This is a genomic window from Roseibium sp. HPY-6 (genome assembly GCF_040530035.1).
Classification (GTDB): Bacteria; Pseudomonadota; Alphaproteobacteria; order Rhizobiales; family Stappiaceae; genus Roseibium.
Genome location: NZ_JBEWCD010000001.1, coordinates 2,059,810 through 2,073,501, shown reverse-complemented (window position 1 = coordinate 2,073,501; position 13,692 = coordinate 2,059,810). Strand labels below are relative to the sequence as shown.

At 57.8% G+C, this 13,692-nt stretch carries 15 protein-coding genes; 14 read left to right on the top strand and 1 reads right to left on the bottom strand.

Going from position 1 to position 13,692, the window contains the following annotated elements; translation table 11 throughout:
- From ABVF61_RS09610 to ABVF61_RS09595, 4 genes are read left to right on the top strand one after another with little or no spacing between them, the layout of a single operon-like run.
- On the top strand, window positions 1-390 hold the full coding sequence (locus ABVF61_RS09610) for a MaoC family dehydratase (protein WP_353993294.1): 390 nt from the start codon (window positions 1-3) through the stop codon (window positions 388-390).
- Window positions 387-779 carry a hotdog family protein gene (locus ABVF61_RS09605; RefSeq protein ID WP_353993293.1) on the top strand — a complete coding sequence of 131 codons (393 nt, stop codon included), beginning with the start codon at window positions 387-389 and terminating at the stop codon, window positions 777-779. Before ABVF61_RS09610 ends, ABVF61_RS09605 begins: the two co-directional genes overlap by 4 nt.
- A 60-nt stretch (window positions 780-839) precedes the next feature.
- Window positions 840-1,187: an ArsR/SmtB family transcription factor gene (locus ABVF61_RS09600; RefSeq protein WP_353993292.1), complete on the top strand. Its 348-nt coding sequence runs from the start codon at window positions 840-842 to the stop codon at window positions 1,185-1,187.
- Window positions 1,180-1,617 carry an SRPBCC family protein gene (locus tag ABVF61_RS09595; RefSeq protein ID WP_353993291.1) on the top strand — a complete coding sequence of 146 codons (438 nt, stop codon included), beginning with the start codon at window positions 1,180-1,182 and terminating at the stop codon, window positions 1,615-1,617. The genes ABVF61_RS09600 and ABVF61_RS09595 overlap by 8 nt, the downstream gene beginning before the upstream one ends.
- 29 nt (window positions 1,618-1,646) lie before the next feature.
- Here the strand turns inward: ABVF61_RS09595 and ABVF61_RS09590 are convergent, their stop codons facing one another.
- Window positions 1,647-2,036 (bottom strand): DUF427 domain-containing protein, encoded by a 390-nt coding sequence (locus ABVF61_RS09590; RefSeq protein WP_353993290.1) that lies wholly within the window; start codon window positions 2,034-2,036, stop codon window positions 1,647-1,649.
- A 202-nt stretch (window positions 2,037-2,238) separates the two neighbouring features.
- Between ABVF61_RS09590 and ABVF61_RS09585 the strand changes: the two genes are divergently transcribed.
- The 10 genes from ABVF61_RS09585 to ABVF61_RS09540 all read left to right on the top strand — a co-directional run bounded on the left by ABVF61_RS09585 (window position 2,239) and on the right by ABVF61_RS09540 (window position 13,646).
- Complete coding sequence (locus ABVF61_RS09585; RefSeq protein ID WP_353993289.1) at window positions 2,239-3,495, top strand: glycerate kinase type-2 family protein; 1,257 nt, start codon at window positions 2,239-2,241, stop codon at window positions 3,493-3,495.
- Window positions 3,496-3,553: 58 nt separating this feature from the next.
- Window positions 3,554-4,735, top strand: a complete 1,182-nt coding sequence (locus ABVF61_RS09580) for a GAK system CofD-like protein (RefSeq protein WP_353993288.1) — start codon at window positions 3,554-3,556, stop codon at window positions 4,733-4,735.
- Window positions 4,736-4,755: 20 nt separating this feature from the next.
- Window positions 4,756-5,127, top strand: coding sequence for a VOC family protein (locus tag ABVF61_RS09575; RefSeq protein ID WP_353993287.1), 372 nt, complete (start codon window positions 4,756-4,758; stop codon window positions 5,125-5,127).
- 94 nt (window positions 5,128-5,221) lie between these two features.
- Window positions 5,222-5,632: a D-ribose pyranase gene (gene rbsD / locus ABVF61_RS09570; RefSeq protein WP_353993286.1), complete on the top strand. Its 411-nt coding sequence runs from the start codon at window positions 5,222-5,224 to the stop codon at window positions 5,630-5,632.
- Window positions 5,633-6,041: 409 nt separating this feature from the next.
- Window positions 6,042-7,148, top strand: a complete 1,107-nt coding sequence (locus ABVF61_RS09565) for a LacI family DNA-binding transcriptional regulator (RefSeq protein ID WP_353993285.1) — start codon at window positions 6,042-6,044, stop codon at window positions 7,146-7,148.
- Window position 7,149: 1 nt separating this feature from the next.
- The gene (locus ABVF61_RS09560; RefSeq protein ID WP_353993284.1) at window positions 7,150-8,499 is read left to right on the top strand and encodes an ABC transporter substrate-binding protein; all 1,350 of its coding nucleotides are present in this window, start codon (window positions 7,150-7,152) and stop codon (window positions 8,497-8,499) included.
- A 205-nt stretch (window positions 8,500-8,704) separates the two neighbouring features.
- Window positions 8,705-10,009: a sugar ABC transporter permease gene (locus tag ABVF61_RS09555; RefSeq protein ID WP_353993283.1), complete on the top strand. Its 1,305-nt coding sequence runs from the start codon at window positions 8,705-8,707 to the stop codon at window positions 10,007-10,009.
- Window positions 10,006-11,238 (top strand): carbohydrate ABC transporter permease, encoded by a 1,233-nt coding sequence (locus ABVF61_RS09550; RefSeq protein WP_353993282.1) that lies wholly within the window; start codon window positions 10,006-10,008, stop codon window positions 11,236-11,238. Before ABVF61_RS09555 ends, ABVF61_RS09550 begins: the two co-directional genes overlap by 4 nt.
- Window positions 11,239-11,277: 39 nt before the next feature.
- Window positions 11,278-12,567 carry an MGH1-like glycoside hydrolase domain-containing protein gene (locus ABVF61_RS09545; protein WP_353993281.1) on the top strand — a complete coding sequence of 430 codons (1,290 nt, stop codon included), beginning with the start codon at window positions 11,278-11,280 and terminating at the stop codon, window positions 12,565-12,567.
- A 20-nt stretch (window positions 12,568-12,587) separates the two neighbouring features.
- Window positions 12,588-13,646: an ABC transporter ATP-binding protein gene (locus tag ABVF61_RS09540; RefSeq protein WP_353993280.1), complete on the top strand. Its 1,059-nt coding sequence runs from the start codon at window positions 12,588-12,590 to the stop codon at window positions 13,644-13,646.
- Window positions 13,647-13,692 lie beyond the last annotated feature (46 nt).

The window sequence follows — 13,692 nt, the reverse complement described above, 5'->3', positions numbered from 1 at the left end:
ATGAGCCACTCCGCCGAAAAGCCGACTTGTACCACCTTCACCTGGACACCGCGACAGGCGGATTTCGATGAATTCGCCAGGCTTTCGGGCGACGACAATCCGATACATGTCGATCCGGATTTTTCCGCCCGCACGCGGTTCGGAAGAACCGTGTCGCATGGAATGCTTCTTTACGCGCGGGTTTTCGGACACTTGCAGGCACTTTACCCGGGGCGTGACCACGAGCTGCAAACGCTGATGTTTCCGAACCCTTCCTATGCGGATGAAGAGTTGACGATTTCCATTTCGGAATATCCAGACACACAGGGTCTGGTTGACATCGAAATACGCCGCAGTGCCGACGGGGCGGTCACTCTTTCCGGGGCCTGTAAGATCGGAGATGCGGCATGAATTTCAGTCTCGGGCAGCAAGCTTTTTCCAGAAGAACGTTCACCAGGGAAGACATGCGCGCCTTCGCCGCCTTGTCTGCCGGGACTACCGGTGTTCCTGAAAGCGTACCGGGGCCGCTTATCGGCGCTCTCTTTTCGTATCTTCTCGGGGTAAAGCTTCCCGGCCCTGGCACGAACTATCTCAAGCAGAGTCTGGACTTTCTGGCGGCAGCCCCGGTCGGAGAGGAGCTTACGGCGTCTGTCACCGTCACGCGTTTGCGGCCCGAGAAGCACCTGGTTGATCTGGAAACCACCTGCGAAACCGCGAATGGAACCCGGATCTGCCAAGGCAGGGCTCTTGTCTATGTCGAGGATGTCGAGCAACTCACGATGCAGCCAGCGGAATCTTGACCGACTCATTCATTCAACTAATTGGTTGACTAATTTTTTGTATCAGGATAATTCAACTTAATGGTTGAACGATTGCCGGATGACCAGAAACTCACCGCCCTGTTGAAGGCGGTGAGCGATCCGCGCCGTCGGGAACTGCTGACACTCCTTGTGCAGCACGGTCCGACAAGGGTCACAGATCTTGCCAGGCATTTCGAGGTCAGCCTCAATGCCGTGTCGAAGCATATCAAGGTTCTGGAAGCGGTCGGCCTTGTGCGCAGACGAACCGAATGGCGTGAGCATCTGATCGTACCGGACATGGGGCCAGTGCGAGAGATCGACCGCTGGTTCAAGGAGCTCAGATCCATCTGGGCGCAACGCCTCGACGCGCTGGACGAGTTGCTTGAAACGGAGCCGGATGATGAATGATCTGAGTGTTGTGGTCTCGCGTGTTTTTAATGCACCGGCGGAACGTGTTTTCGAAGCGTGGTTGAACCCTGAAACGCTGGCGAAATTCATGACGCCGGGACCGGGCATGACCGTTCCGAAAGCTACCACCGATCCTACTGTCGGCGGCCGCTTCGAAATCATCATGCAAGCGGGGGATCAGCACATACCCCATGCAGGAACCTACAAGGAAATTTCCCGCCACTCGCGTCTTGCCTTCACCTGGGAGAGCCCGTTCTCGGAACCGGACAGTTTGGTGACCCTTGATTTTGAGAAAGTGGAAGGTGGTACGCAGCTCACTCTTACGCACGTTAAGTTTCCATCCCTGGAAAGCCGCGACAATCATGAGGGAGGCTGGACCCGGATTTTGCAGTGCCTCGGACCAGTAGCTGAGAGCGGCCAGGCCGCTTAAGACGCACCCTGTGGAGCGGGAAGGAAAATCTATTCGCCTTCCACCAGACGTGTCTTTGCAGGCCAGAATGCGTAATGCCCTTTCAGTTGAGCGGTCATGGGTATCGGGTTGTGATATACCCAGCCTATCTCGGCGCCCTCCAGGGCGACGTAGCTGGCGTCGCCCTTGATCGGGCAATGTGTCGACCTCTCGACGGTCTCGAAATTTGCAATCAGGTCTGCTTCGGGAATGTAGACCACGGGGTCATAGACCGACTTGCCGAACTCCACGACCCTCCGTGCAGAAGTGCTGTCCGCCAGCAAGACATCGCCGGCGTATATACGGATGCGGCGCGCCACATCCTTGATCACCATCATATGGGTCGGATTGTTCGGGTTTCTGATCGCGTCATTAAGCGCGGGCATTGAGGTGTCTGACATCGGTTTGTCCTCTCTTTTCTCACCTACGTGAGGTCGCAAAGGCAATTTGGCAATTGTGAAATGGGCAATTCTCTCATGCGAAAATGCACTTCTATTTGGCTTTTAGATAGTATGAAGACGACTTTGGCCAAATCGCGCCTTGAAAAATCTCTTAAAACAGCGCTCAAACTGCTCACCTGTTCGAAATGAAAGGTGTGTCCCCATGAGCAATCAGCCTGCCGAGGCCCTGCGAGACCTGTTTCAGCGGGCGGTGGAAGTGGCCGATCCGATGAAAAGCCTCTCTGCTTTTCTCCCCGAAAAGCCGGGCGGCCGGGTCGTTGTGATTGGAGCGGGCAAGGCCTCAGCGCGCATGGCCGAAGCTGTCGAAGCCGTCTGGGGACCCTGTGAGGGGCTGGTCATTACGCGCTATGGCTATGGGCGTCCCTGTCAGGGGATCGAGATTGTCGAAGCAGCCCATCCTGTTCCCGATGAGGCGGGTCTCAATGCCACACGCCGCCTGCTGTCGCTTCTTGAGGGTCTTGGCGAGGATGACTTCGTTCTGGCGCTCATCTCCGGTGGCGCTTCGGCGTTGCTGACATCGCCTGCGGGCGAAATTTCGCTTTCGGAAAAGCAGCTGGTCAATCAGAAGCTTTTAAGTTCGGGTGCTCCCATCGGTCAGATGAACACGGTGCGAAAGCACCTTAGTGCGGTGAAAGGCGGTCAGCTCGCTGCGGCGGCCTATCCAGCGCATATGCAGGCATTGCTGCTGTCCGACGTTCCAGGTGACGATCCGGCCGAAATCGGGTCCGGGCCAACGGTCGGGGACCAGAGCTCCCAAGACGACGCGAGCGCAATCCTCGATAACTGGGCTCTTGAGGTGCCGGATACAGTCAAGAATGTTCTGGCGGGCCCAACCGGGGTCATTCCGCCCGACGATGAAAGGCTCTCGCGCGTAACCAACACGATCTTTGCTGCCCCCTCCCAATCGCTTGAAGCTGCGCGGGCGCTGGCCAAAGGCCTCGGATGCGACGTTGAGATTCTGGGGGACGCCCTGGAAGGGGAAGCGCGAGAGGTCGCGCGTGCGCATGCAGGCCTCGCTCTTGAGCGCCAGAGAGCGCGCGGCGCAGGGGGCCGGCCGCTCCTGTTGCTCTCAGGCGGTGAATTGACAGTGACCCGCAATGGCAACGGGGTCGGCGGACCCAATGCGGAATATGCCCTCGCCTTGGCGCTTGCGCTTGAGGGGGCGCAGGGCATCTATGCGCTTGCATGCGATACCGATGGTGTCGACGGAGCCGCAGAGGTTGCCGGTGCCGTCATCGGACCCGATACGCTCTCCAAAGCCGAAGTAAAGGGCGTTTCGGCATCGGCAGCGCTTGGCGAAAACGATGCGCACAGTTTCTTTGAAAAGATCGGCGATCAGGTCGTCACAGGACCGACATTGACAAATGTGAATGATTTCCGTGCCATATGGATTGAATAGCGACCTGATCCGGCGGCAAATTCGGATTTGCCGAAAGGCGATTTGAACAGGGGTTGGTATGTCCGAAGTCACCATCACGCGTGCGGTGCGCATGCCGGACCCGTTCAGGATCGAACGGTTTCTGTCCAATCCGAAGCTCGGCCCACGCCTCCTCTTTTTCAGCGGAGGATCGGCGCTGAATGGCGTGTCGCAAGTTTTGAAGCGCTACACGCACAACTCCATTCACCTCGTGACGCCATTTGATTCCGGCGGCAGCTCGCAAGGGCTTCGGGTCGCATTTGACATGCCGGCAATCGGAGATCTGAGAAGCCGTCTTATGGCGCTTGCCGACGAGACGGTGCTTGGGCATCCGGATGTCTTCCGGCTTTTCACGCACCGTTTTGCAAAGTCTGCGATGCTGGAGGATCTGCACAATGAACTCGGCGCGATGATCGCCGGCACGCATCCGCTGGTCGGTGCCATCGAGCAACCTATGCGCATGCTCATCCAGAACCAGCTCGGCATGTTCCGGTCTGCCTGCCCGAAAACGTTCGACCTGCGCGGCGCAAGCATCGGCAATCTCATTCTGGCGGGTGGCTACATCAACCAGAACCAGCAGCTTGAGCCGATCATCTTTCTGGTCTCCAAACTGGTCGGTGTGCAGGGCACGGTTCGAGCGGTAACCGACGACAACCTGCATCTGGGTGCCGAACTTGCCAATGGTGACGTGATCATCGGCCAGCATTTACTGACCGGCAAAGAGCACCCGGCACTGACGTCGCCGATCAAGGACTTTTTCCTCAATCACAGTCTCAACGGCAAAAACCTTGCGCAGTCTGTTTTCCCGGAACGCAACCGGACGCTGATGCATTCCGCTGATCTGATTTGCTATGCGCCCGGCAGTTTCTACACAAGCCTGATGGCCAACCTGCTGCCGGAGGGGGTCGGGCGCGCGGTCGCGGAACGCACGGTTCCGAAAGTCTACGTTCCAAGTCTTGGTAAAGATCCTGAAACCGGCGACATGCCACTCGCGGACAAGGTCCACACGCTGCTGACCTATCTGCATCGCGATGCCGGTGCCGCTTGCCGCACAGAAAATCTGCTCAATTTCGTTATTGTCGACAAGAGCATACCGGACGCGCAGACTGGCGAAATCAGCGCGCGTGGTATCACGGTGCTGAAGCTCGATCTGGTGAGCAAGACGTCTTCGCCGTATTACGACCCGGTGGCGCTTTGTGAAGCGTTGGTCTCGTTGGTGTGAACACAGTCGGAGGACGGTAAATGAGTCATTCAGCGAAGGTCGACGGTATTGGCGGCGTCTTTTTCAAAAGCACCGACCCGGAGCGGCAGGCCGCGTTTTACAAAAAGCACTTCGATATCAATCTCGGCACGTGGCTGCATCAGAACGCGGGTCCGTCCGTCGTGGCTGCCTTCAAGGCGGACACATCTTATTTTGGACCCGCTGACAATCGCTTCATGATCAATTTCCGGGTGAATGACATTGATGCCCTGATGACAAGCCTTCGTGCCAGCGGTGTGACTGAGCTCGGCTACGACGATGAGGAATACGGCCGCTTCTTCCGCTTCCTGGACCCGGAGGGCAACGCTGTCGAACTCTGGCAACCACCGGAGGGCGAACTGCCCGAGGAATAGAGGGCCGCCGCTGGTGCTGCTTGGCTTTAAGACAATCTGCACGCGTCCGTGTTCATATGCTGAGTGTCACGTGACTGAAAGTCGGGAAGGTTTCATGAAACGCACACCGCTCTTGAACCGTCATCTCAGCAAGCTGGTGGCTTCGCTGGGGCATATGGACGAGATTGTGATTGCTGACGCCGGACTGCCGGTGCCGCCAGGTGTCGGTGTCATCGACCTTGCCGTGTCACCGGGTGTTCCGGGCTTCTTCGATGTCTTCGAAGCCCTGACTTGGGAACTCATTGTTGAACAGGCTGCCTTCGCAGAAGAAGCATCTCCTGAGTTGGTCACGCGGATTGAGGTGAAACTGGCGCATTGGGCGGCGGAAACCGGCAAGCCGATCGAGCACGTCCGGATGTCACACGACGACTTCAAACTCCGCTCACAGCGCGCCCGAGCGATCATACGCACCGGCGAGGTCACGCCTTACGCCAATATTATTCTGGTGTCCTCGGTACCGTTCTGAGCCTTCCAGGTGGTTATCTTGACGATCGAACGTTATCCTGGCTGAAGCTAAGCGAGAAGCCAGAATCCAGTAATTTCTGAGTTCAGCGCGTTCCTCCTCGCGTGCAGATACCGGATCCGGGTCTTGGCGCTGCCAGACCGGGATGATCATGGATTCCAATCGAGCTTCCAATCGTAGGTTACTGAAGGTTTGGCGCGCGACGTCTTCTTGATTTTCCGAAACCTTTGAGCGTGGTGTTTTGCTTTAACACCAGCAGGTTCCCGCAGTGCGAAAAATTCTTTTTATGTTTCCGAAACCGATTTTGTTGACTTCCGAAACCGGTTTTGGAACACTTTTGCCTAATAAATCGGCACCTGGTGCATTCCGGTAGCCGAAAATTCAAAGGGACAAGGGCCCTTCGGGAGGAAACATGTCGCGACTCCGTGGTTCCGTCACTATTGACGACGTGGCCCGCCATGTGGGCGTTGCCAAGGGAACCGTCTCGCGCGTCCTCAACAATTATACCGACATTTCAGACAGCACCCGCAAGCGTATCCTCAAGGCCGTTCAGGATTTGGGATACCAGCCGTCGGCAACAGCACGGAACCTGAAGCGCGGACGGCAGGATACGCTGGGTATCATCATCCCGGTCGGACACGGCAATGGAGCCGATCCGTTTCTGGCGGAGTTCATAGACGGCATCGCACGGGCACTTGATGAACTCGGCCTTGATCTCCTTGTGACAACGGCGCACTCGCGCGATCACGTGATTGAAACGCTGAAGCGCCTGATCGCCCGGCGCAAGGTGGACGGTTTCATTGTGACCCGGACGGAAGTCGATGATCCCCGTATCGCGTATCTGAGTGAGCAGAATTTTCCGTTTGTCGCCCACGGACGCACCGGTGATCCTTCCGGCTATGCCTGGTTCGACATCGATAACGAGGCGACGTTTGCAGACGGTGTTCGCCATCTCTACAGCCTGGGTCATGAGCGGATTGGCTTTGTCGGAGGATCGCTCGACCTGAACTTCGCCCGCCAGCGCCTGGAAGGGTACCGCCAGGGTCTTGACGCGCTAGGCGTCCGTCATGATCCGAGCCTTGAGACAATCCAGACGATCAGCGAGAAGGGCGGCCTTGCGGGTGCTGAAGCTCTGCTGTCTCAGGCTGCACCACCAACCGCAATACTGTGCGCAACGGATGCGCTGGCAATCGGTGTCGTGCAGCTCTGCCGGAAACTTGGTCTGAAGACCGGGTCGGACGTGACCGTGATCGGCTATGACGGTCTGCCGGCAGGTGAATATCTTGATCCGCCGCTGACGACGTATTCGCAGAGCGCGCAGGAAGCCGGCGGGCGGGTTGCCCGCATGCTGATCGACCTTCTTGACGGAAAAGAGCCGCAGACACTGCAGGCTCTCGCAAAGGCAAGACTTATCCGGCGCGCCTCCGATGGCGCTCCATCCATGACATCGGATGCGCTGGCAAATGTGCTCCGTGACCGGCTGAACCAACAGCCACCTTCTGGCAGTAAGGGAGAATGAAATGTTTGGGAGGAGTAAATTCCTGGCCTCGACCATTGCGGGCGTGCTCGCACTTGGCCTGACCACGGCACAGGCGGATACGCTGCGTTTCTGGACAACGGAAGAGCAGCCTGAACGTCTGGCCAAACAAGAAGAAATGGCGGCAGCCTTCAAGGACAAGACCGGTATCGAAGTCGAGGTCATTCCGGTTTCCGAATCCGACCTCGGCACGCGCGCAACCGCGGCTTTTGCCGCCGGTGATTTGCCGGACGTGATCTATCACACGCTTCAATATGCGCTGCCCTGGGCAGAAGCCGGCATTCTGGATACAGAAGCTGCGACCGAAGTCGTCGACAATCTCGGCAAGGATACCTTTGCACCCGGTGCGGTCGCGATGGCGGCGGTTGACGGCGGTATTGCCTCGGTCCCGGTCGATGGCTGGACGCAGATGGTCGTCTACCGCAAAGATCTCTTCGACGAGAACGGTCTTGCCGCACCCGACAGCTATGAAAACATTCTGGCTGCGGTTGAAAAGCTGCACAATCCGCCGGAAATGTTCGCTTTCGTCGCCGCGACCAAAATCGACGAAAACTTCATGAGCCAGGTGCTTGAGCATGTCCTGCTGGCCAATGGCATAACGCCGGTCGACGGCGAAGGCTTCAAGGCTCTTGACGAGAAAAAGACCATCGAGGCGCTGGAATTCTACAAGGCGATCGCGAAAGCTTCTCCTCCGGGCGACCTCTTCTGGAAGCAGTCGCGTGAACTTTATTTCGCCGGCAAAGCTGCGATGATCATCTGGTCTCCGTTCATCCTGGATGAACTTGCCGGTCTGCGCGACAGCGCGCCTCCGACGATCACCGACGATCCGACTTCCAAGGAACTGGCATCGAAAACCGGCGTCGTGACAACGCTGAGCGGCCCGTCCAATCCCGACGGCGCGGCCTGGGGCGATGTGCGTTACTTTGGCATTACCAATGACGCCGACACAGAAGCTGCGATGCAGTTTGTCGAATTCTCCATGGATGACGGTTACATGTCGACTCTGTCGATTGCGCCTGAAGGCAAGTTCCCGATCCGTCGTGGCAACGCCGACAATGCAACGGCTTTCGTGGACGGTTGGGCCCAACTTCCGGTCGGTGTGGACCGCAAGGCTCCGCTGACCGAGCTCTATGATCCCGAGACGATCAAGACCATCGTTGCCGGTCTCGATACCGCCAGCCGTTGGGGTGTCACGGAAGGACAGCTTTCGCTTGCCTCCAAGATCATCAACAGCCAGGTGATCAACCGTTATGTCCGTGAGTTCATCGACGATGAGCGCGATGCAGCGGCTACTGTTGCCAAGCTCAACGAAGAACTCGCCAAGGTTCAATAACAACAACAAAATGCACGTGGTTCCTCCGGCTACCCGGCGGAACACCACCCACCAGCAACATTTGGATCGGGCGCAAAGCCGACAGGTGCCCGATCCCCACCAAGTGCTTCTTCCCGCGCATGCCGTGCGGGAGGTGAGGGACGGTTTGTCCCAACGCCCCCCTGAATTTCAGATGGCAAACGGGCAGAAAAGCAGAGCTGAAACCATGAGCGCACAGAATCAAAATTCGGAGTCCCTGGGCCCGCCAAAAGGTGTTGGGCCCATGCAGCGCCGCGAGATGTGGCTGGCCTATCTCATGCTGGCGCCCACATTCGCCATCATCCTGATGATTGTCGCCGGGCCCCTGCTTGCCAACTTCTGGATCAGTGTCAAACCGGTTCAGCTTGCAGATCTGCGTCCGCCGACAGTGCTGGTCAACGAACGATTGCGCGGAGGTCCCGAGGCCGCCGGAGACAGCGCTGAGCTTGAATACCGGCTACGCAATTCCTCGCAGGAGGAGGAAGTCCGCGATGTCGTTCTGACAGACGCTATTCCGGACGGCTTCAATGTCTCGCTTCTGCCGGATGTCTGTACCCTTAATGGAAGTGCACTGACTTGCACCATCGGCACGGTTGAACCGGGTTGGCGCGAACGACTCAAGATCGAAGGCACGGTCACGGATGCCTTTCTTGCAGCCAACAGGCCTGAACGCGCCAGCGAACCGGTCATAACCGGCGACGCGGACAACATCCTGACGAGTTTCGATTTCACCTTTGAGAATTTTCAGCGGATCTTCAGCGCGGAGGAATTCTGGTCGGTTCTGCGTGTGACATTCTACTACACGATCTTCGGGACAGGCGGGGCACTGGTCCTCGGCCTTTTCGCCGCACAGCTGCTGAACACGGTTTTCAAGGGTAGAGGGTTCGTCCGGGGACTTTTCCTGTTTCCCTATGTCTCTCCGGTGATTGCCGTTGCTTTCACCTGGGTCGTGCTGTTCGATCCGTTTTCCGGGACGGTGAATGCTCTTCTGACCAAGATGGGTGTGGTCAGCGACCCGATCAATTTCTTCGGTCAGCGGGCGATCGAGTACTCGCTCTTCGGCATACCGATGGAGTTTCCGCTGGCGCTGACGACCGTGATCGCGTTCGAGGCGTGGCGGTATTTTCCGCTGTCCTTCCTGTTCATTCTGGCGCGCATGCAGTCGATCAACACGGATATGTATGAAGCGGCCGAGATGGACGGAGCGACGCCGTTGCAGCAGTTCTGGTACCTGTCGCTGCCGCAGCTGATGGGCATCCTGTCTGTGCTGTTCCTGCTGAGGTTCATCTGGACGTTCAACAAGTTCGACGACATCTTCCTGCTCACCGGCGGCAATGCCGGAACCAGGACGCTCACCGTCGATGTCTATGAACAGGGATTTGCACTCTCCAACCTTGGAGCCGGTGCCGCGGTGGCGGTCGTGGTCTTCGTGGTGCTGGTGACATTCGCGACCCTGTTCATCCGCTTCTCACCGAAGGAGGAAGGGCTATGAGACCGGGGAGTATCCTTCTTGCTGCCATCACGGGCCTTATCTGGGGCGTAACGGGAATTGTCGTCATCGCCGTCACGCTGACGCTGATTACGGGTGAGGTCGCGCTGCCGCAGGCAACGGCCGCGGGCATTGCAGGTCTGGTGAGCGCGCTGGTGTTCGTCTGGCGGCAATCGGCCGGCTCAAGCGGTGGCCTGCCGGCCTGGGCAATCGCCGCGATCACGCTGTTCGTGATTTTAATGGTCGGATCTTTCGCAGCACCCTTTACCCTGCCGCTGAGTACCGTTCCGGTCTGGCAGATTCTGGCGCTGATCGTATTCGTTCTAGGGGCCACCTGGGCGACAAGCGTTTGCCTGTCGGGCGCGAGCCTGGGTGCCATGAGCCGCTACGAACGCGAAGTGATCTATATCCGCATTGCCAAGGGTGTCGGCTTCGTCATTTTCACGATCATCGTAGCACTGCCGTTCTATGTGATGGTGATGACCTCTCTGAAGAGCCAGCAGACCCTTTTGGCAAATCCGCTGGATCTTTCCATCGACTTTTCGCAAGGGCTGGATGGGCTGTTCCGCTCTTATGTCGAGCTGTTTACCCAGTTCAACTTCGGCCGCTATCTGCTCGTCTCAGCCTATGTTTCCGTTTCAACGGTGTTGCTGACGCTGCTTTTCTCCGTTCCAGGTGCTTACGCGGTTTCAAGGCTGCGGTTTCCGGGACAGGCGTTCCTGTCGCGCTCGGTGCTGTTGATCTACATGGTCCCTGCGATCGTGTTGGTGATCCCGCTTTACGCCGTGTTCTCCCAACTCGGTCTGCGCAACACGCTCACCGGGCTGTTGATCGTCTATCCGGCAACAACGATCCCGGTCGCTCTCTACATGCTGCAGGGCTATTTCCGCGGAATTCCTTCCGAGCTGGAAGAAGCCGGTCTGATGGACGGCCTGACGCGGATTGGCGTTATCCTGAAGATAACACTGCCGTTGTCGCTGCCGGCGCTGGCGTCCGTTTCGCTCTACGTCTTCATGATCGCCTGGAATGAATTCCTGTTCGCCTTCATGTTCCTCGACAATCCGGACATCTTCACACTGTCACGCGGTGTCGTGTCCCTCAATTCCTCCGAGGTGCCTCGTCAGCACCTCATGGCGGGCGCGGTGATTGCGACCGTGCCCGTCCTCGTCATTTTCCTCTGGTTCGAACGCTTCCTCGTGCAGGGCCTGACGGCCGGCAGTGTGAAGGGTTAGATCGAATTTGAAACGGCCGCACCGGCCAAGGAGAAATCTGTGTCAAGCGCAGACTTAGATCAAACAGCAAGATCCATCCTGATCGAAAACGATCAGGGCGGATACACGGTACCGACCAAAGGCCTCTACCCTTATCAGTGGAACTGGGATTCGGTGTTCGTGGCTCTTGGTTTCGCAACCTTCGATCAGGATCGGGCGTGGCGGGAAATCGAAATGCTTTTCGAAGGGCAATGGCGGGACGGAATGGTTCCTCACATTCTCTTTCGAAAAGATGACCCAAGCTACTTTCCTGGTCCTTCCGTCTGGGGAACAAATGGCGGGCCCATCCCGAGTTCGGGCCATTCGCAGCCGCCGGTTGCGGCCACAGTTATCCGCGATCTTGTCGATAACGATACCAGCGGGAAAGCGCTCGGCCGCGCCGCTGCCCTCTTTCCCAGTCTCATGAACTGGCACCGGTGGTTCCTTGCCTACCGGGATCCGGAGGCAAAGGGTGCCATGTCCGTCATCCATCCCTGGGAATCTGGCCGCGACAACCTGCCGGACTGGGACGATGCTCTGCGTGCCGTTGTGGTGCAGGACATCGAGCCCTATGAGCGCAAGGATACATCTCATGTCGACCCGGCGATGCGGCCGCACAAGGAAGACTACGACAGGTATCTGAGCATCATGGCCGCCTGCCGGAATGTCGGATGGGACCCGGCCGAGGTTGCGCGAACCTGTCCCTTCTTCGTCGCCGATCCGGGCGTCACATTCATCTTCCTGCGGGCATCCCGCGACCTTCTGACGTTGGCCGAAAGACTGGGCAAAGACGCGGAAGCGGATGAAATCAAGGGATGGATCAACCGCATGGAGACGGGGGTGAAAACCCTTTGGCACGACGATCTGAAAGCTCACGTTGCGCTGGACCGGAGATCCGGCAAGCACACCAACGGGATTTCGAGCATGTCGTTCCTTGCTCCCTATGCCGGCATTGCCGATCAGGAAACGCTGGTTTCGCTCCAGGGGCATTTTGACAGGATCGCCGAAAAGGTGCGCTACCTGATGCCATCCTACGATCCGGAACATACCAGCTATGAACCGCTCAGATACTGGCGGGGTCCGGTTTGGGCCATGGTGAACTACATGATCGCCAGGGGCTTTGCCGAAGTCGGTGACAGCGTACGCGCGGAAAGGTTGAGAAATGATACGGCACGGCTCGTCGAAGCGAGCGGCTTTGCCGAATATTTCAGCCCGGAAACGGCGGCAGGTGCCGGAGGAGGCACCTTTTCGTGGACGGCAGCCATCTGGCTGACCTGGGCATCCCCAACACATGTTGAACAAGCAGCATAACAAGCCGGAGGACATAAGGCATGGGCGCGATACAGCTCAACAAGGTCGAAAAATGGTTCGGCGATCTCCAGGTCATCAAGGGCATAGATCTGGATATTCAGGACGGTGAGTTTGTCATTTTTGTCGGCCCTTCCGGCTGCGGAAAATCGACGCTGCTGCGCCTGATTTCAGGCCTTGAGGAGACCAGCCGGGGATCGATCGAGATCGACAGCAAGGACGTCACGGCTCTTCCGCCATCAGGGCGTGGTCTCTCAATGGTGTTCCAGTCCTACGCCCTTTATCCGCACATGTCCGTGCGCGAAAATGTCGGCTTCGGTCTGAAAACGGCAGGTGTCCCAAAGCCAGAAATTGAAAACAAGGTCAATGCGGCGGCCGAAGTTCTGAAGCTTGACGACTATCTGGACCGCCGGCCAAAGGCTCTGTCGGGAGGGCAGCGCCAACGCGTTGCCATCGGTCGCGCGATTGTGCGCGAACCGAGCGCGTTTCTGTTCGACGAACCGCTTTCCAACCTTGATGCCGCGCTTCGGGTTGAGATGCGATTTGAGGTTGCGCGTCTCCACAAAAGCCTCGGCACCACGATGATTTACGTCACCCACGATCAGGTCGAGGCGATGACGCTGGCGGACAAGATCGTGGTTCTGCAGGCTGGCCGGATCGAACAGGTCGGTTCGCCGCGCGAACTCTACGAAAGACCGGACAACCTTTTCGTTGCGCAGTTTATCGGCTCGCCGAAAATGAATGTGCTGCCATGTTCGGTCTCTGGTGATCAGTTCTCGCTGCAGGGGCATGGCGGTGGTCATTATCCGCATGCCGAACTGACGCAGCAACCGGTCAAGCTCGGCATTCGCCCTGAGCACATGACGATCGTCGCTGAGGGGGAAGGCCATTGCAGCGGAACCGTTGAAGTTGCCGAATATCTCGGCGCGGACATCTTCCTCTATGTTGCCCTGGACGGCCTTGAAACCATTCTTGTCAGAATAAGCGGCAGTGAGACGATCGAAGAAGGCGCCAGAATTGGCCTGAAGTTCGATGAAAAGCGCATGCATTTCTTCGACGCGGAGAACCAGGCCATACGCTGACGAGCCTCAACGATTGCTGTCCTGTTCGCCTCGCAACAGACCTCGC